The 18,242-nt window shown below is 68.9% G+C and carries 17 protein-coding genes; 3 read left to right on the forward strand and 14 right to left on the reverse strand.

Features of this window, described 5'->3' with window-relative positions; all coding sequences use genetic code 11:
• Positions 1 to 11: 11 nt before the first annotated feature.
• Positions 12 to 1,250 (reverse strand): hypothetical protein, encoded by a 1,239-nt coding sequence (locus ACIA5F_RS00455; protein ID WP_399347534.1) that lies wholly within the window; start codon positions 1,248 to 1,250, stop codon positions 12 to 14.
• A 331-nt stretch (positions 1,251 to 1,581) separates the two neighbouring features.
• On the opposite strand from ACIA5F_RS00455, the gene ACIA5F_RS00460 reads away from it, so the two are divergent.
• Positions 1,582 to 2,586, forward strand: coding sequence for a LuxR C-terminal-related transcriptional regulator (locus ACIA5F_RS00460; protein ID WP_399347536.1), 1,005 nt, complete (start codon positions 1,582 to 1,584; stop codon positions 2,584 to 2,586).
• On the opposite strand, the gene asnB is transcribed toward ACIA5F_RS00460, so the two are convergent.
• The 12 genes from asnB to ACIA5F_RS00520 form a co-directional block, all read right to left on the reverse strand.
• The gene (gene asnB / locus ACIA5F_RS00465) at positions 2,570 to 4,411 is read right to left on the reverse strand and encodes an asparagine synthase (glutamine-hydrolyzing) (RefSeq protein WP_399347538.1); all 1,842 of its coding nucleotides are present in this window, start codon (positions 4,409 to 4,411) and stop codon (positions 2,570 to 2,572) included. The genes ACIA5F_RS00460 and asnB overlap by 17 nt on opposite strands.
• A 19-nt stretch (positions 4,412 to 4,430) precedes the next feature.
• On the reverse strand, positions 4,431 to 4,694 hold the full coding sequence (locus tag ACIA5F_RS00470; protein WP_399347540.1) for an acyl carrier protein: 264 nt from the start codon (positions 4,692 to 4,694) through the stop codon (positions 4,431 to 4,433).
• On the reverse strand, positions 4,672 to 5,973 hold the full coding sequence (locus ACIA5F_RS00475; RefSeq protein WP_399347542.1) for an MFS transporter: 1,302 nt from the start codon (positions 5,971 to 5,973) through the stop codon (positions 4,672 to 4,674). Before ACIA5F_RS00475 ends, ACIA5F_RS00470 begins: the two co-directional genes overlap by 23 nt.
• Positions 5,974 to 5,975: 2 nt before the next feature.
• Complete coding sequence (locus ACIA5F_RS00480; RefSeq protein ID WP_399347544.1) at positions 5,976 to 6,950, reverse strand: Gfo/Idh/MocA family protein; 975 nt, start codon at positions 6,948 to 6,950, stop codon at positions 5,976 to 5,978.
• Positions 6,944 to 7,618: an NADPH-dependent F420 reductase gene (locus ACIA5F_RS00485; protein ID WP_399347546.1), complete on the reverse strand. Its 675-nt coding sequence runs from the start codon at positions 7,616 to 7,618 to the stop codon at positions 6,944 to 6,946. Before ACIA5F_RS00485 ends, ACIA5F_RS00480 begins: the two co-directional genes overlap by 7 nt.
• Positions 7,611 to 8,066, reverse strand: a complete 456-nt coding sequence (locus tag ACIA5F_RS00490; protein ID WP_399347548.1) for a hypothetical protein — start codon at positions 8,064 to 8,066, stop codon at positions 7,611 to 7,613. The genes ACIA5F_RS00485 and ACIA5F_RS00490 overlap by 8 nt, the downstream gene beginning before the upstream one ends.
• Complete coding sequence (locus ACIA5F_RS00495; protein ID WP_399347550.1) at positions 8,066 to 8,953, reverse strand: aldo/keto reductase; 888 nt, start codon at positions 8,951 to 8,953, stop codon at positions 8,066 to 8,068. Before ACIA5F_RS00495 ends, ACIA5F_RS00490 begins: the two co-directional genes overlap by 1 nt.
• Complete coding sequence (locus ACIA5F_RS00500) at positions 8,950 to 10,113, reverse strand: cytochrome P450 (RefSeq protein ID WP_399347552.1); 1,164 nt, start codon at positions 10,111 to 10,113, stop codon at positions 8,950 to 8,952. Before ACIA5F_RS00500 ends, ACIA5F_RS00495 begins: the two co-directional genes overlap by 4 nt.
• A gap of 7 nt (positions 10,114 to 10,120) precedes the next feature.
• Positions 10,121 to 11,080: a hypothetical protein gene (locus ACIA5F_RS00505; RefSeq protein WP_399347554.1), complete on the reverse strand. Its 960-nt coding sequence runs from the start codon at positions 11,078 to 11,080 to the stop codon at positions 10,121 to 10,123.
• An 18-nt stretch (positions 11,081 to 11,098) separates the two neighbouring features.
• Complete coding sequence (locus tag ACIA5F_RS00510; RefSeq protein ID WP_399347556.1) at positions 11,099 to 12,406, reverse strand: serine hydrolase domain-containing protein; 1,308 nt, start codon at positions 12,404 to 12,406, stop codon at positions 11,099 to 11,101.
• A 47-nt stretch (positions 12,407 to 12,453) separates the two neighbouring features.
• Complete coding sequence (locus ACIA5F_RS00515; protein WP_399347558.1) at positions 12,454 to 13,176, reverse strand: hypothetical protein; 723 nt, start codon at positions 13,174 to 13,176, stop codon at positions 12,454 to 12,456.
• 100 nt (positions 13,177 to 13,276) lie between these two features.
• Positions 13,277 to 13,402 (reverse strand): hypothetical protein, encoded by a 126-nt coding sequence (locus tag ACIA5F_RS00520; RefSeq protein ID WP_268254146.1) that lies wholly within the window; start codon positions 13,400 to 13,402, stop codon positions 13,277 to 13,279.
• Positions 13,403 to 14,029: 627 nt separating this feature from the next.
• Here ACIA5F_RS00520 and ACIA5F_RS00525 point away from each other — a divergent pair.
• The gene (locus ACIA5F_RS00525) at positions 14,030 to 14,974 is read left to right on the forward strand and encodes a cupin domain-containing protein (protein WP_399347560.1); all 945 of its coding nucleotides are present in this window, start codon (positions 14,030 to 14,032) and stop codon (positions 14,972 to 14,974) included.
• Between the two features lie 376 nt (positions 14,975 to 15,350).
• Here ACIA5F_RS00525 and ACIA5F_RS00530 read toward each other — a convergent pair whose 3' ends face one another.
• The gene (locus tag ACIA5F_RS00530; RefSeq protein ID WP_399347562.1) at positions 15,351 to 16,070 is read right to left on the reverse strand and encodes a TetR/AcrR family transcriptional regulator C-terminal domain-containing protein; all 720 of its coding nucleotides are present in this window, start codon (positions 16,068 to 16,070) and stop codon (positions 15,351 to 15,353) included.
• Between the two features lie 177 nt (positions 16,071 to 16,247).
• On the opposite strand from ACIA5F_RS00530, the gene ACIA5F_RS00535 reads away from it, so the two are divergent.
• Positions 16,248 to 17,879, forward strand: a complete 1,632-nt coding sequence (locus ACIA5F_RS00535) for a CocE/NonD family hydrolase (RefSeq protein WP_399348146.1) — start codon at positions 16,248 to 16,250, stop codon at positions 17,877 to 17,879.
• The last annotated feature ends 363 nt before the right edge of the window (positions 17,880 to 18,242 follow it).

Here is an 18,242-nt window from a genome sequence, read left to right on the forward strand (position 1 = left end):
CGGGGGCGCCGTCAGCGAAAGGAGGACAGCCTCTCCTTGACGGCGGGAACCGTGGGATCGATCGAGTGCGAGTACGCGTAAGCGTCCTGGGCGCGTCTTCGGTCTCCGCGGCTCTCGTGTATCCAGCCGAGGTGGAACGCGGCCGTGGCCACCGGATGTCCGCCCAGGGGGAGCATCTCCTCGTACGCGTGGAGCGACTCGTCCAGCCGGCCCGAGGCCAGGAGCGCGTAGCCGTGGGCGGCCCAGGCGTGTGCGTCGTACGGAGCGATGCCCGGCATGCGGGACGTGGCGGCCACAGCGCCCTCGGCGTCGTCCCGGCCCCGGCAAGCACGCCCTTGGGACGCGAGGAGAGCGAGTAACTCTTCGTCCCATGCCAGTCGCTGCAGGCTGCCTTGCGGTCGCATGCCCATCGCGCCCAATGCGGCCCGGTCCAGATAGGCGGACGCGGCTTCGGGTTCCCCTCTCAGGACGGCGGCGTCGGCGAGCGACCGAAGGACCCTGCGCTCGACCCACCGGTGCTCCGGTTCCACGTCGATCAGTCGCGTCAGCGCTTGTTCGGCCAGGCGGACGGTCTCGTGCAGGGCCCCGGACCCGGCCTCACGGCTCGCTTCGAGCGGCATCGCGAAGCCCGCCAGTGTCAGGCGGGTCAGGACTGACAGGCGGGGATCGGCCACCGCTCGAAGGGCCTGCGTCACCACGAGAGCGGGCCGGGGATGCAACTGCAGGGAGACGGTCACCCGGGCGAGTGCGTGCTCCGGCCGAACGTCCCGGGGGAAGGCCGGCATGCCCGCCAGTACGTCGGTGATCCCGAGCAGCCGTGCCGCCTGCTCGGGGTAGCCCAGCCGCAGCATCAACGTGCCGGCCGTGTCGCGTTCGAGCGGCGTCAGATCCTCGGAATGCTTGCAGAGTTCACTGATCCGCCACCACAGTCCGGTCGCCAGATCCGTCGGAAGGTGGTCGACCTCCGGCCCCACCGCGTCCGCACGGCCCCAACTGGCCGCGGTAAGGACGCGCAGCCTACGGGGCGGTATTTTGCTGAAGGCAGGAAGCGCCTCGACATCGCGCCGCGCCAAATGCTCGGCAATGGCGTAGGTCGCGATCGCGTGCTTCGGTGAACAGGGCACGGGGAGTGCCAGCCCCACGTACACGGGGCAGACGGCCGGCACATCCGCCGCGAGGAGCGATTCCAGGCGCCGCGTGAGGTCACCAGAGCTTTGCGGCGGTTCGTACGGTGGCGGCAGATGTCGCATGGTTTTCCGGTTCATTGGTGCCACGCCCGGCCCGAGTCCCCCAGCGGAGTGATTAATCCCACCCGGGGTCCGGAGCCTTGGCGGGACCGGGGGCACTGGCAGATGCGTGAGTTTCGGTGCCCGCCGAATTGAGGTCGGTAGGGCCAGTAGTTGTGAGGACCGCGACAAACGCAATGAGCGCGATTGCCAGCCCGGTAGCCTTGTGAAGAAGCTTCATCATTTCCCCCTCATTCGTGGGCGCCTTACCCGCGATGGATGAGAGCTTCTCCCGACAGCTTCAGCCGTACAAGAGTTGAAGGTGCTCATGAAGTGACATTGCAGGAGGCTGAACATGAACGAAGCGTGCGAATCGGGCAATGAGTGCGATATCAATGGCGTGCTCTGCGAGCGGGGCGTCGAGTACTACACGGACGCGGTCCGTACCGGGCACGCCGATCAGCCTTCCGCGCCCGCCTGCCTCCTGCGGTTGCAGCTCCTCCAGCCCGGCCCCGGTGCCGGTGCCGAGCAGTCACTGACGCCCATCCGCCCGTCCTACGCCCTCGCCATGCTCGTGCGCCCCATCGAGGAGGAGATCCACCAGCGCCGGGCGGTCGCCCAAGGACTCCAGCGAGCCCTGGACCCGATCGAGGCCCTCTACAACGCCCAGCGGCGCCCCACCGCGGACCTGGTGATGCTCGAGGGCCTGCCGGCCATCAACGCCGCCATCGACGATGCTACCCAGAGGTGCAACTCCGAGCTGCTGACGTCCCAGCCCGGCGGCGGTCGCTCCTCGGCGGTCCTGTCCGAGGCCCTGCAGCGCAGCCGGGACCTGCTCGGCCGCGGTGTCCGGCTGCGCACGCTGTACCAGCACACCGTGCGCTACAACCCGGCGACCATGGACTACATCCAACAGATCACCGACACCGGCGCATCAGCACAGGTCCGGACCCTGGACGAGCTCTTCGAGCGGATGATCATCTTTGACCGTGACGTGGCGTTCATCCCGGCCCGCAGCGACCGGCAGAGCGCTCTCGAAGTCCGCAACCAGGCTCTCATCACCTTTCTCGTGGACGTCTACGAGCGCGCCTGGCAGCGCGGCACCCCCCTCACTTCCAGCAGCCGGAGCCGGGAGGAGCCCAGCGTGATCCCGGGCATCCGCCGGACCATCTGCCAGCTCCTGATCTCCGGTTACGTCGACGAGGCCATCGCCCGGCGCCTGGGCATGAGCGTCCGGACCTGTCGTTCGCACATCGCGAAGATCGCCGAGCAGCTGGGGTCCACCAACCGGGCACAGCTCGGCTATCTGCTGGCCACCTCGGACCTCCTCGGCGACTCCGGTGTCACAGGTCCAGAGTGACGTCGTAGGAGCCGAGCCACCTGTTCAGCCAGATCGCCATCTCAAGACTGCCCCGGTCGTAGGACCGGCTGGTCGCGCTCTGCGGCCGGTCCAGGACCGCCCGCACCTTCTCCACGTCGAGCAGGGACCGCACCGGGGCGTTGCCGTCGCGGAGGATCTCGGCCATCTCTGTGCGCAGACCGCTCTCGTACGCCGGGTCCTGAGTGGTCGGGTACGGAGTCTTGACGCGTTCCAGAATGGACGCGGGCAGCAGATCGGCCGTGGCAGCGCGGAGCAGGCTCTTCTCCCGGCCGTCGAATGCCTTCATCGCCCAGGGGGTGTTGAACACGTAGTCGACCAGCCTGTGGTCGCAGAAGGGGACCCGGACCTCCAGGCCGACCGCCATGCTCATTCGGTCCTTGCGGTCCAGCAGGGTCTGGACGAAGCGGGTGAGGTTGAGATAGCTCATCTCCCTCATCCGGCGTTCGTCCGGGTCCTCGCCCGGCAATACGGGCACTTCGCTGAGGGCCTCGTGATAGCGGTCCTGGCGGTATCCGGGAATGTCGAGCTTCTCCACCAGACCCCGGTCGAGCAGTTGGAGCCCGCCGAAATAGCGGGCCGAACCCGAAGTGAGCCACGGGAAGGTGTCCGCACGTACGGCCCCCGGATTGTGGAACCACCGGTATCCGCCGAAGAGCTCGTCCGCCGATTCCCCCGACAGCGCCACGGTGGTGTGCCGCTTCACGGCCTTGAACAACAGGTAGAGCGACGGCCACATGTCACCCCAGTAGGCCGGCGGCAGGTCCGTGGCCCGCAGGACGGCCGCGCGCACGGCGGGGCTGAGCAACTCGCCGCTGTCCAGGATGATTTCGGTGTGGTCGGCATCGACGTGCCGGGCCAGCTCGCGTGCGTAGGGGGCATCGGCCGCGCCGCGTACCGCATCGGGCCGGAACCCGGCGGCGGCTTCGGCGAAGTCGACGGAGAAGGACCTCAGCCGGCCCGATCCCCGTGTTCGGGCTGCCAGGGCCGTGATGGCGGACGAGTCCAAGCCCCCGGAGAGCAGGGAGGACAGGGGGACGTCCGACACCATCTGGCGCTGGACCGTGTCTTCCAGGAGCTCCCGGACCGTCCGGATCGTCGTACCGAGGTCGTCGGTGTGCTCGCGGGCCTCCAGCGCCCAGTAGCGGTGCTTGGTCAGCCCCTTCCGGCTCACCCGCACGAGGTGCCCGGGCCGGACCTCGTACATGCCCGAATAGACGGCCGCTTCCGGCGTCTTCACCATGTCGAGGACTTCGCGCAATCCATCGGAATTCACCCGGGCGGACACCGCCGGGTGGGCCAGTACGGCTTTCGGCTCGGACCCGAAGAGCACACCGTCCGGGGTGGGGAAGTAATACAGGGGCTTGACGCCCATACGGTCGCGGACGAGGATCAGTTCCTCGTTCCGGCCGTCCCAGATCGCCAGCGCGAACATCCCGTTCAGACGTTCGACGAATGAGGGGCCCCATTGGAGATAAGCGCGGAGCACCACTTCGGTGTCGCTGCGCGTGCGGAACGTGTGGCCGTGCCCGATCAGCTCAGTACCGAGCTCGGAGAAATTGTAGACCTCTCCGCAGAACGTGAGCGTCACACGCTCATGGCCGGAGCGCTCGTCCGTCATCGGCTGCCGACCGCCGTCGAGGTCGATAATGGCGAGCCGGCGGTGGCCCAGAGCCACGTGGGGAGCCGTCCACATCCCCTCCGCATCCGGGCCGCGGCAAGCCAGCGTGTCGGTCATGTTCCGGATCTCTTCGTGCCGTGCCGACACGTCGTGTCCGAAGTCCACCCACCCGGCGATTCCGCACATTCCTCTGCCCCCTCTCTCTTTACGCGTTGTTCAGAAGAACTTCGTTGACCACCTTCACCAGGGTCCCTGGGGTCGCGGCCGTGTAGACGATGTCGAACGAAAGCTCGACTCTGAATTCGTTCTCGATGCGCGTCAGTGTGTTGAACAGTGACAGCGAGTCGTACCCGAGGCTGTCGAAGTCCTCGTCCGCCGTGCCTCTGCCCAGCTCGATTTCGGTCCAGACGTCCGGGTCGGCGCATTCCCGCAGGATGCGCACCAGGTCATCGAGAGTGAATTCCTTCACTTTCGTCCTCCTTCATCGAATGAGAGTCGGAAGTCTCTTCCGGATCTGCTGCCTCTTTTTTCACCTGGGCGAGGCGCTTGTTGTTCAGCACGGGCAGGACCGCGAAGGCAGTGAGCGCCATGGCGGTACCACCGACGTAGAAGGCGGCAGGGATTCCGAAGAATTTCGCCACCAGGCCGCCCACTATTCCTCCGACGGTGAAAGCGCCCACGGCGACGGACCGGTAGGCCGCGGTGACGCGGCCCATCAGTTCGTTCGGCACGATCTGCTGTCGGAAGGTGACGACCTGGATGGTCTGGATCAGGACGACGAAGCCGTCCAGCGCCATGAAGGCGACGGTGGCCGCCGGGCTGATCGCCAGCCCCATGCCGATGATGGACCCGGCCGACAGCAGGTTCGTCACCAGGATCAGCGTGCCCAGCGGCATCCACTCGCCGACCTTGCCGGCCACGAGGCCGCCGATGACCGCGCCGATGGCACCGGCCGCGAGCAGGACGCCGTACCAGCTGGAGGTGACGCCCAGCACGTCCGTGGCAAGGAGTACGAGGATGCCGTAGGTGGCAGCGCTGACAGCGTTGCCCATCGCCGCGACGACACTCAGCGACCGCAGCGTCGGCGACGACCAGTACCACCGCGCGCCGACGGCGATGTCCGCGGTGATGCCCTTCACCGTCAGGGGCTCCGCGGACGGCTCCTGCCGGTGGCAGGTGGCCGAGGGGATCAGCGCCAGCAGGCCGACGGCGGCCAGATAGCCGCCGGCCCCGAGCACGAACGGGGCCGCGGCCGCGGAGGCGAAGAGGAATCCGCCCATCGGCGGTCCGACGAACTCGTTGCAGACGACGAACGTCGTCTGCAACCGTCCGTTGGCCCGGCCCAGATCGTCCGGGGCCACCAGGGTCGGAAGCCACGCGGACGACGAACTGTCATAGAGCGTCTCGGCCGTCCCGATGGCGAAGAAGACCGCGTAGAGCAGCGGCATGGAGACGGCGTCGCCGAGGACCGCCACCACGAGGGCCGCGAATCCGGCGACGCGTATCCAGTTCGCCGCCTGTGCGACACGCTTGCGATCCAGCCGGTCTGCGAGGGCTCCGGAGAGGAAGGCCAGGACCAGCCACGGGGCCCTCTGTGCCACGGTGATGCCGGCGATCAGCGCCGGGTCGTGGGTCACGGTGGCCGCGAGCAGGGGCGCTGCGGCCAAGCTCACCCCGTCCGAAAGGTTCGACGTGGCGGTGGCTGCCCACAGCTTCTGGAAGGGCCGGCTGCCGGGTGTGGGGTCCATCGTCAGTTCTCCTTGGGTGAGGCTTCACGCGCCACGGCTTCGGACAGCGCGGCTACGGCACGGGACTCGACGAGCGGCATCGTCCAGTCGTGCTCACCGCTCCCGCCGACCACCACGCGATTGAACCCGTCCACCATCAGGCGGTAGGAGTTGACGTCGGAGTACTCCGTCACCGTCTCCCGGCCGGATGTGTCGCGGTGGACCAGGTGCACGGTGTCCCGGGCCACCGCGGAGAACGGCCAGTCGGGCAGCGAGAGCTGCTCTCCGGCTCCGCGCAGAGCGAGGACCTCACGCGGTCGTTCTGCTGTGAACGACACGTGAACCGCGGCCGTTGCGCCGTTGTCCCATGCCAGTGATGCCGTGGTGCTCGTGTCGATTCCGGTCGGGCCGGTGGTCATGGCACTCGATACGATCCGGGGCGCCTGCCAGCCGTTCACGGCCAGTACCGCGCTCAGAACGTAGCCCCCCAGGTCGTAGAGTGCGCCGCCGCCCCGCGCCGGGTCCCAGCGGTAGTTGCCGTGGTCCGCCCGGTGCACGGCGAACGTCGCGTCGATGTGCGCTCCGTGTCCGAAGGACGCGGCGATCCGTTCTGCCGAACGCATCCGTGGGTGCCACCGGTACCACATGGCCTCCGAGACGGTGCGCCCGGCACGGTCGGCGGCTTCCGCGATCCGGTCCACCTGTGCGGCCGACAGGGCGAGCGGCTTTTCGCACAGCACGTGCTTCCCCGCCTCGAGCGCCTTGACGCACCAGGCCAGGTGGCTCTCGTTGCTCAGGCTGATGTACACGACGTCCACGGCGTCGTCCGCCAGCACGTCCTCGTAGTCGGTGGTCGCCTTCCGGGGGGAGAGGAGCTCGGCCCGCCGCAGTTCCCTGGCGGCCGCGATCCGCAGGGTACCCAGCCGGGACTGGTGCACCGCCGGTGCCATGGCGATCCGGGCCACATGGCCGGCCCCGATGAATCCCCAGTTCAGCATGGGAATTGCGCCCCGGTACCGGGCAGGAGCAGCGCTCCCGTCAGGCGGCGGGCAGCAGCGGCGGCCGGGTTGCGACGACGGATCTCCTCGCGCAGGAGCGCCATCCCTTCCAGGACACCGCAGTGGGCCAGTACGCCGGCGTCGAGCGCGGCGAGACCGAGGTGACGGGACAGTCGCAGCACGGTCTGCTTGGCCTGCTCGTCGTCCCCCGCCACCAGATTGAGCGCCCCCGTGCCGTCCGAGGTGAGGTCTTCCGTGGTGCAGGTGCTGAAGGCCTTGACCAGACGCGCGTACGGGATGCGCCGGGCGATTTCGACCGCTCCACTGGTGTCGGGAGGCAGGACGATGCCATCGCCCTCCTCGGTCAGCGGGTTCGTGGCATCCACGACGATCCGGCCCTCGGCGAACCCGGGGAACTTCTCCGCCAGGTTCAGCGCAGCGGCGAAGGGAAGCGCGAGTACCACGATGTCCGCTCCGTCGAGCGCTTCGAGCGTCGGCCGCACGGCCCGCCGGTCCAGCAGGGGGCCCGAGCGGCCGGGCGTCCCGGCATCGGCACGGCGGGTCGCGACCCGAGTGCTGACCCCGCGGTCCATCAGGCGTAGGGCAAGAGCGGTTCCGAAACGGCCGGCGCCCAGCACGCACACGGAACCGTAGGTGTCGTCAGTCATGGGATACCCCCAGAGTGCGGGAAGCGAAAGCATGCGCGCTCTTCAGGACGTCGAAGCAGACATCGGATTCTTGGCCGTCCCTCGGTGCGAACAGCAGAACGGTGCCCCGGGGGAGCCGGTCACCGGCGAGCGGGTGGTACTCGCCCCATCCCGCCTCGACGACCGAGGCCGCCTCGGCCGCCGGCAGGCTGACGTGCCAGGAGCCGTCGTACGAAGGGTGGGCGTGCGCGAACTCGAACGGCCGGCCGTGTTCCCCCGCCTCCGTGAGGTGAAGGCCGACGGCGCCCGGGACGGACACCCTGGTGGCGGACACCTCGACGCCGGCGAGCTCCTCGCACCGGTGCAGGAGCCGTCGCTGTACGTAGTACGCGGAGTTGTGGGTGAGCTGCTGGTGCGGCACGGTGGCACTGGTGGCAGGCCGCGGCCCCGAGCGTTCGGGCAGTCGCATCACAGCTGCTCCGCACCGGTCGGTGCCGGACGGGAGACGCGGTCGGCCAGGCCGAGGTGGTCCACGACGGCGTCGACATTGGCCTGCACGTGGCGGGTCGAGCCCGATCCGGGAAGCGGCACCACGTGGTCACCGAGGTCGAGCAGCACGCCGAGCGCCACCTGGGCAGCGGGAACGCCCTTGCGTTCGGCCGCGCGCACCGTCCTCGGCTCGGTCAGCAAGGCGCCTTCGGCGAAAGGCTGGTAGGCCATGACGGTGATGCCCCGGTCCTTGCAGTACTCGACCAGGCGCAGGTCGTCCGGTGTGATGCGCAGGGCGTGCAGATGGTTCTGCACGCTGGCGATCGGCCCTTCGCGCTCGGCACGCTGAAGCTGCTCGAGCGTCACGTTGCACAGTCCGACATGACGGGCCAGGCCGCGGCGCCGGATGTCCTGCAGGGCACCGACCTGAGCCTCCAGGGGAATCCTGGTGGAGGGGTGATGCAGCTGCAGCACATCGACTGCTTCGAGCTTCAGCCTGCGCAGACTGCCTTCGGCGGACCGGGCCAGGCCCTCCGGCCGTGCGTCGACGGCCCAGCCGGCGGACGCGTCACGCACCACACCCACCTTGGTGGCCACGAGCGGCCGGGAGTCACGCCGGCTCAGCGCCTCTCCGATGATGCGCTCGGACCAGTAGGGGCCGTAGCAGTCGGCGGTGTCGATCACGGCCACCCCGCTGTCACAGGCGAGGTGGACGACCCTGCGGCTCTCGTTCTCGTCCCGCGGCGGGCCGAAGGAATCGGGTCCGGCCAAGCGGTTGCCGCCCAGCCCCAGCCGCAGGGGTCCCCACAACAAGGCCGGTTCCACCGCGGACGGGTTCCCGACGGTGACTTCGTTCAGTGCACTCATGACGCGAGGACCTCCAGTTGGTCAAGGCCCCTCCCCAGGAAGCGGCCGGACCAGCGCAGCGGCTGCTCCGCGTGGAGGGACAGCAGGGGGAGGCGGTCGAGGACCGCGCGCAGCATCGCTTCCAGCTCGACCCGGGCCAGTGACGCGCCCACGCAGTAGTGCGGGCCCTGGGAGAAGCTGAGGTGGGGATTGGAGGCGCGGTCCAGGCGGTACGCGTCCGGATCGTCGAAAACCCGCGGGTCCCGGTTGCACAGCCCCAGGAGTACGGCGACCTGGGCCTCGGCCGGTATGACCGTGTCTCCCACGACGGTGTCCTCGGTCGTCCTGCGCATCACCACGTGCGCCGGGCTGTGCAGCCGCAGGAGCTCCTCGATCGCCGGCGCGACCAGTGCCTCGTCGGCCACCAGCCGCTCGAACCGATCACGACGCCACAGCAGCGACAGCAGCATGTTCCCGAAGAAGTTCGCGCTCGTCTCGAAGCCCGCGACCACCAACAGGATGCAGGTGGCGAGCAGTTCGTCGTCGTCGATGCCCGCGGCGACGGCCCGCTCGGCCATGATCGGCAACAGTCCCGATCCTCCGGGGGCCTCGCGGTGGGCGGACAGCTGTTCCTGGAAGAAGGCGAGGATCTCATCGGCACTGCGGTTGAACTGCTCGTCACTGGTGTGCTGCGACAGGGAGACGGCCCACCGGCCGAGGAAGGCTCCCTCGACCGGGGACACGCCCAGCAGACGGCAGATGGCATCCGACGCGACCGGGTAGGCCACCGTCGCCATGATGTCGGTCTGCCGGCCCCCGGCCGAGGCGACCTCGTCGAGCCGGTCCAGGTGGTCACAGGTCGCCTGACGGATGCCGGCCTTCAGCTCCGCCAGGCGGGCGGGTGTGAAGCAGTCGCTGACCATGCGCCGCAGCCGCATGTGCTGCTGGGCGTCCTTGAACATGAAGAAACGCGAGGAGACCTGCTCCCAGATCCCGAGCCCGGGCTTCCTGGTCATGCTGCTCACGGTGCGGTCCCTCAGGAGCTGTACTGCTTCTGGGTGGCCGAGGACCAGCCAGAGTCCTTCGCCGGTCTGCTGGACGACCCTGCTCCGGTCGATCTTGCTGGAGAAGCGCGCCGCGACCTCGTCCTGGGGGTCCTGTCCTACGTGATCGATCACCATGTGGAGGTCATCTCCTCTCCTGTGCGGTGGTGGCGGCGGTGTGCCAGGTCGATTCCGGATACTCGGGCAGGGCGAAAGGCCCACGGGTCCTGCCCGGGCTGCTCGCCGGGGCGAGCCGGGTGACGAACTGCTCCGGGTGATCGGCCATGAGGCTCGATGCCGCGGCGTACACGAACTGGTATCCGACCGTGCTGCTGTACGTGTCCCGGAGGTAGAGCATGTCCAACGTGCCCGGAGGCGGCTCGCAGAGGCTCAGCTCGGCGGCCTCCGTCAAGAAGTAGAAGTGGTTCAGCCAGGCTTCGGTGCGGCAGTACGAGGCCCAGAGCCGCCGCCTCTCGCCGGCGTCCGGGAGTGCGGCGAGGTACCTGTCGAACCCCACCCGCCCGAGAGCCAGCGCTGCGGCTTCGGATTCGACGTAGTGCACGATGCCCTCGGTCGGCCCCGGCCCGGGATCGGCTTCGTAGAGGAAGTGCCCCAGCTCGTGGAGGAGCACCGTGAGGGACGATGTGGTGCCGTCGTCGGTGGCCAGGATGCGAAAGCCGGTGGCCGTCCTGGCGGTCCGGCCGGCCGGACCGCCGCCCGGTGGGCTGCTGACCGTGGCCAGTGCTTCCTCGTCCGGGAGCGAGAGCTCCTTCAGTACGACCCGGGCCGCCTCGACCGCGCTGCTCCGCAAGGGGATGCTCCGCAACCAGGAATGTTCGATCAGCGGCACGGCATGGTCGGCGTACCTCTGCAGCAGAGGGGGAGCCAGCCTTGTCATGGCGGCACGGCTCCGGTCGATCTGGGCGCCGTAGAGCTCCCGCAGGTCGTCGGAGAGCGGGTGCAGCTCCACCGCACGACGGCGTTCGGCCCAGAGGTCCGCGAGCTGTCCGGAGTTTCTCCGGAGCGCCCGGGCAGCCTCGACGTAGCTGGTCTGGAAGAGGTCCCAGCCGCCCTGGATTCTGGTCAGCACAAGGAGTTCTGGCACCGAAGTCACCGATCTTTCTCAGGGTCCGGAGGTCGAGGAGCGGCTGAGCCTGTACAGGCGGGAGCCGTCGCTGAACCGCATCCGGTCTCCGTCGATCACGCATCTGGGGTACTGCTCTCCGGGTACCGCATAGACATGGGCGGCCGTCCTGCGCAGTTCGAGCGCGAACCCGCTCCGCGTGCGCACCGTGGCGACGTCCGCCGCGACCTCGGCTCCGAGGGAGTCGCCGGCATAGATCCCGGTGTCCTCGGTGTGGCTGTCCGCCGACGTCGCGCTCTCCGCCGGAAGCACGCTCCCCGCAGATGGTGCCAAGGTTCCCACCGAGGTGGTGGCGAGCGCCTGCTTGACCACCGTGCGCAGCTCCGGCGGAGTGACCGCGGCCGTTGCCGCGGCGACGATGTGTACGTCCTCCTGGGGGTAGCTCGCGAATTCGGTGGTGAATCCGGCGCTGGCCCCTTGGTGGTGGTAGTACGTCCGTCCTTCTTTGTCCTCGTCGACCAGGACGGACATCGCCATCTTCGGATGGAGACGGCGAGAGAGCAGGTCTCCACGGATACGGCTGCTCACCGTTCCGTTGCCGCCGTCACCCCGCAGGTGGGCCGCGATGTCGACGAGCAGTGCCATGAGGTCCCTCGGACGCGCCCAGAAACCGCCGGCGCATGTCTCGGGGTAGTGGAGGGAGCCGTGCGGAACGGGTATCGCCGGATGGATGAAACCCTTTGCCAGGAAATGGTTCACCGGTCCTTCGAGAGAATCGGCCAGCACGGCCGCACCGGGGGAAATTCTGCGGATCGTATCCGGGAGGAGTCCAGCGATGTCACGTCCCTGCCCGAGCTCTTCCTGAAGAAGCGCAAAGGCGCCGCTGCAGTAGGCGACACGACCCGTCGGTATCCCGGTGAAGGCGAGCGCCGGCGACCTACCCTTACCGGCAATGATCTCGGCTACGGTCGGAACCGTCTCATCGCGCGCGTATCCGGGAACACTGCGTACGTTGAGGCCCGTCAGGTGATGGAGGACCTGGCGGGGCGTGAGGGCAACCCTCCGACCCAGATATCGGGGAATCAGGTGGTCGACGAACCGCATCGGCTCGTCCAAACGCAGATCGCCCTGCCCGTCCAGGACAAGACATGCTGCCGCGGTGATGAACTTCGAGATCGAACCCAGCTGGTAGTACTGCTCCGCCGGTGCCACGCCGGCATGTACCGGTCCCCACTCGACCAAGGTTTCGCGTCCCTTGTCGACGAGGAGCACCACGATGTTTCCGCTGGTACCTGCCTCCACGATCGCCTGGTCGATCGCGTCCTGAATGATCGCTTGCGGTGTCACTGAATCACGGATCCGAGCTGGGAGTTGGGACGAAGTGGTGGAGCTCCTCAGGAGGGACCCGCGTCCGATACGAAGAAACCGACGACAGCCGTCCGGGGCTGGTCTCCCGCGCTGGGCGTCACCGGCGCGACCCGGTGATGGACCTGGGAGGTGAGCAGGACCAAACGGTTGGGGCGGGCAGAGACGAAGATGCCGTGCCCGATGTCGTTCCTGTACTGCTCGGCACGCACGTCGAGCAGGAAGTCGGGACCCAGGTCGCCGTTGATCTCCCGGGGCCGGCCATCGGAGTGCCCGGTCCCGTCCCGGCCGGCCGCTTCGTCCTCGGCAAGGACGAACAGCTCGCCGCCCCACGAGGAACCCCATCGCGGATGCCCGTAGAAGACGTAGGCACCCAGCAGGCTCTCGGCGTCGTTGTGCCAGTTCAGACCTGCCCCTACCCCGGACAGCACCGTGCGGCCGGTGACGGTGGCCCCCTGGCCGGTGATCCCCTGCGGGTACCTGTCCTGGAGCGCTTCGTCCGGCCGGGCGATGCGTTCGACGAGCGCTCCCACCCGGCTCATGCCCGGAGGAGTGAAGTCCACCCGGCCCCGGGTGGCCAGCTCGCTCTGAAGGACCGGGGCCGATGACAGCCCGTACGCCTTGACCCATTCCTTGGAATGCATGGGGCGATAGGACAGGAACTGCAGCGAGGTCGCCAGCGATGCGAATTCGGCCTCGCCGAGAAAGTCATCCACCACGGTGAGGTGCGGAGTTCTAATGGTGATCTTCATGGGAGATGTCTTCCTGCAATGCCGTCGCGATGTCACGCTTCAGAGGCGGGGCGGGCCGGCGGCCCGATGGGCGCGCCGACCCGCCCCTCGTCCCTGTGTGTCAGACCAGGTCGAGGACATCCGCGGGAACAACGGCCAGGTTGCGCGGCCAGGCCAGCATCTCGATGTCCTCGAGCACCGACTTCTCCTCGACGAGCTCGATGTTCTTCGTGTCCTGAGAGTCCATGATGATTCCTTCCACAGGGGGAGCGAACTCCCCTATCCATATGAATCAGCAAGAGCGGGTCGGAGTTGCCTGAAGGTTTTCCCCAGTGACTCCGGAGCACCTGCCTGCTTGCTGAGACAAGAATTGCCCCACGAGCGACGGCACGACAATGAGGGCAATGGGACATGATGTGGCGTTGCAGGAACCTGAAGGGAACGGATCTCACCGAAACTGGACATCAACCATCAATCGTGCCCATCTCGGCCGCTGAGCTGCTGGAAGCAGGGCACTGCAGCCCGTCAGCCGAACATGTTGCAGCCCTCGGAAACTCAACGGCCGGACGGACTGCATTGACTGCTCGGTGCCGGGGACGGGCTGGAGAAGCTGCCGCCGCAGGAGACAGGCAGGTCAGAGGACTGACCGGCAGTCAGCGCCCCATTCGGGCGCTTCGTTCATGTTCAGCCTCCTGCAATGTCACTTCATGAGCACCTTCCACTCTTGTACGGCTGAAGCGGCCGGGAGAAGCTCACTGCCTTGCGATCCTCTGGGGTTGTTCTGAACGGGGACGCACGGTGTCGCGTCCGTTTTCCGCGGCGGCGCGTACCGCAACCGGCGGGTCGGTCACCAATGGCGAATCACGGAGGAATCATGGAAGACACGAGAGACCTCTCGGGCGCGATGGAAGACGTCATCTCCACGTTGATGGCCGACGGCTTCCTGTCACGGATCTATCACCACGAACACCGCGTGTTCCCCGCGGCCGCGGAGAAGATCAGGGACGTCTTCGGCTGGGACGACCTGAACGAGCTCCTGGAGACGCATCAGCTCAGATCCCCCCAGATGCGGTTGTCGCGGGACGGCAAGCAGCTGGCCGAGGCCGCCTACATGGAGGCGCGTGCCGCCCGACGCGGCCGCCGGCGCGTCCGCATCGACCCGGTGAAGCTGCGCACGGCGCTCCACGCGGGCCACACGCTCGCGATGAGGTACGTGGACGAGATCCACCCCGGGGTGTCGCAGCTCTCCGAGGCATTCGAGCGCAGGCTGCTCAGCGACTTCGAATTCAACCTCTACGCCTCCTGGGCACCCACCGGCAGCTTCAACGCCCACTGGGACGACCACGACGTGTTCGTCATCCAGCTCCAGGGCAGGAAGCGGTGGCGCATCTTCGGGCGCAACGAATTCTCCATGCACCCGGCGGACTCGGCCATGGGCACGCCGCCCGCCGAGGTCGTCGACGACCTGGTGCTCTCTCCCGGCGACGTATTCTTCCTCCCCCGGGGCTTCTGGCACGACCCGGTGACCGAGGAAGGCCCCTCCCTCCACATCACCGGATCGATCCCCTGCACCACCGGTATGGATCTGGCCCGTTGGCTGTTGGATCAGCTCCGTGAGGACGAGGCGATGTGTGCCGAGCTGCTGCGCTTCGGGAATCCGGACGACCCGCAGGAGGTGCTGCGTAAGGTGCGGGAGCGGCTGAACGGGGCGCTCGCGGAGGAGGACCTGTTGCAGCGGTTCTTCGCCGTCCGGGACGGCGCGCAGTTCGGCAGGTTCCAGCTCGGGCTCCCGGACGTCGGCTCCGCGTCTGCCGCGTAGGGCAGTTCTCCGGCTACTGGTGCATGACCCACGCCGTCCGAAGCGGCGGCACGGTCCGCCGACGTCTCGATGAGCCGGAGCACGTGCCACTGCGTGCCGGTAGGGGCGGTGGGGAGCGGTCGCCAGGGGTCGCGTCGTACGCGCGTCCGCAGAACCCAAAGCGTGGACGCCCGACAGGCCCTACGCGCAGTGGGGCATCTCCTGCGCCCCCGGGTCGTCGAGCGCGACGGCCAGGAGCAACGCAGCCGTGGGGGTGCGGGGGTGCGGGTGGGGTGGCCCCGCTGACGCGCCGACAAATCCCAAACAGGACAGTCGAAGACGTCAGTCAGTCGGCGAGTCAGACGCATCAGCAGAACCACCACTCACATCCTCACTGTCAGGCGGTGTCGAGGCCGTCGATCAGGCGGTTGAGGAACCGGGTGAAGGTGGCTTCGGGCGTGAGGGGGCGTCCGGGGGCGGCGAGGGCTTCGGCGAGTTCGGGGTGGCGGCCGTCCGAGGCGACGGCGGTGAGGTAGCGGGCTTCGGCCGCGGTGCGGTCGGGTGACCGCGAGGCCTCGGCCTGCGCGATCTCGTGGGCGACGTGCCCGGCCACGAATGCGGTGAGCTGGGCGAAGACCTCCAGCTTTGCCGCACCGTCCAGTCCGGTGGGCCGCAGGGCGGCGAGCGCGCGTTCCAGGAAGGCCAGGGTGTTGGGGCCGGGGGTGCGGCGGGTGGCCAGCGCGGCGGGCAGCCAGGGGTGGCGCAGCATGTGGGCGCGCTGGAGGTGGGCGATGGCCTTCAGCTCGGCGCGCCAGGCGGTGGTGGGTGTGTGCGTGGTCGGCAGTTCGGCGCTGACGTGGTCGATCATCAGCTCCAGCAGCGTCTCCTTGTCGGGGGCGTAGCTGTAGAGCGACATGGCGCCGGCTCCGACCCGTGCGGCGACCTTCCGGATGGTGACCGCTTCCAGCCCCTCCGCGTCCGCCAGGGCGACGGCTGCCGCCGTGATCACCTCTCGGCTGTAGGCGGGCTTGCGGCCCCTGCGGGGCTGCGTGGAGGAACTCAGCCAGAGCCGCTCGGGGTCGACGCCCGTGGCCTCGACGCCTCTTTCACGGGGCATGGTCCACGCTCCCTTCCTCGATCGGGGTGGCCCTTGCGTGCCTCATCCAAGCATCCTCTATTCTCGTACACTGTACGGATATCAAGGAGGGGAACGATGGCATCACGCACGCACGGTCCTGCGCCGAGGCCTGCCTGGACACCGCCTGCCGGTAAGCCGCCACTGGCCGCACGGATGATGAGGGCGACCTGGCGCGGCCTCCCGGCCAAGCGGCACGACGTCGGGTGGGAGCCGGGGCTGCCGGTGCCCGCCGCCGACGGCAGCCCGCTGGTCACGGACCACTACTTCCCGCGCGCCGAGGGCGACTTCCCCACCCTCCTGGTCCGCTCGCCGTACGGCAGGGGCCTGCCCTGGTCCCCCATGTACGGAGTGCTCTTCGCCGAACAGGGCTTCCACGTGGTGCTGCAGAGCTGCCGCGGCACCGGCGGTTCCGGCGGCGAGTTCGACCTGTGGCGCAACGAGGCCGCCGACGGCCTGGCCACGGTGTCCTGGCTGCGCGAGCAGAGGTGGTTCGACGGAACACTGGGGACCGTCGGCCCCAGCTACCTGGGCTACGTGCAGTGGGCCCTCGCCGCGGACCCGCCACCGGAGCTGAAGGCGATGGTGGTGCAGGTGGGACTGCACGATCCGCACGCCCTGTTCCACGCGGACGGCGGCGCGCTCCGCCTGGAGAACGCCCTCGCCGTCGGCGTCGGCATGACGTACCAGCGCCAAGGGACGGCGCCGTTCCTGAGGGCGACTCTGCGTCTGCGGCGGCGCCTGCGCGATGTCACCACCGCGCGGCCCCTGCGCGGGGCGTACGGGTCCGCCCTCGGGGGCGAGGCGCCCTGGCTGGACGACGTGATGTCGCACCCGGACGCCGAGGACGCGTACTGGCGCGGCGCTTCGTCGGCGGCGGTGGCGGAGCGGCTGAGCGTGCCGACCGGTTTGATCACCGGGTGGCACGACGTACTGGGCGACCAGACCTTCGAGCAGTACCGCCGGCTGCGTGCGGCCGGGTGCGAGACCGCCCTGCTCGTCGGCCCCTGGACCCACACATCGGCGTTGCAGCAGGGGTGGCCCGAGGTGTTCGCCGAAAGCCTCGCCTGGCTGCGCGCGCACCTGTACGCCGACCCCTCGGGCCTGCGTCCCACCAGGGTGCGCGTGCACGTCGGCGGCGAAGACGACTGGAGGGACATCGACGACTGGCCGCCGGCCACGGTCGCCGGCCCGTGGTTTCCCACCGCGCAGGGGCACCTCGTCCAGCAGGCTCCGACGCGATCCGCGCCCCTGGCGTCGTTCCGCTACGACCCGGACCACCCCACCCCCTCCCTCGGCGGCCCGCTGCTCTCCCGTACCGCCGGTCCTCGCGACAACAGCACCCTGGAGATCCGGGACGACGTACTGACCTTCACCGGCCCCCCGCTGACCGAGCCCCTGGACATCCTCGGCCCGGTCTCCGCACGGCTGAGCGTCTCCACGGACACCGGCCACGCCGACGTCTTCACCCGTCTGTGCGACGTGGACGCACAAGGCCGCTCCGTCAACATCTGCGACGGGCTGGGCCGACTGCGGACGGACGGGCAGGAGCCGTCGCAGATCACTGTGCCGATGAGCCACACCGCCCACCGCTTCGCCGTCGGTCACCGCGTGCGCTGGCAGATCAGCGCGGGCGCCCATCCGCGCTACGCCCGCAATCCCGGCACCGGGGAGCCGCCGCTGGACGCCACCACCTTCACACCGGTGCGCATCACGCTCCACGCGGACTCGGCGCTGACGCTCGCGACGCCTGCCCCCGGTTCCGGGCCGGGCCCCTCGGGCACCGGCTGACCTGCCGGCCCTGGCAGGCCCGGCATCCGTCCCGCACCCGGACCCGGACCCGGACCTCACCAGACACGTGCCCCCGCCGCGCCATGGGGGGGGTGAACTCCCGCCCGATCCATGCTCCTTGCTCGCGGAGAAGCGTGCGATCGGCCCGTTCGGCCGCACCGCCCCATGCCGAAGCCGTCGTGGGCCGGGGCGGCGAGTAGCCTTCCAGGAAGAGCGGGGGAGGAACGGTTGCCTGGCGTTGATGGATGCGCTACAGAATCGAGCCGGGAGCCGGGAGCCGGGAGCCGGGAGCCGGGAGCCGGGAGCCGGGAGCCGGGAGCCGGGAGCCGGGAGCCGGGAGCCGGGAGCCGGGAGCCGGGAGCC

The organism is Streptomyces sp. NPDC051567 (genome assembly GCF_044454165.1).
Classification (GTDB): Bacteria; Actinomycetota; Actinomycetes; order Streptomycetales; family Streptomycetaceae; genus Streptomyces.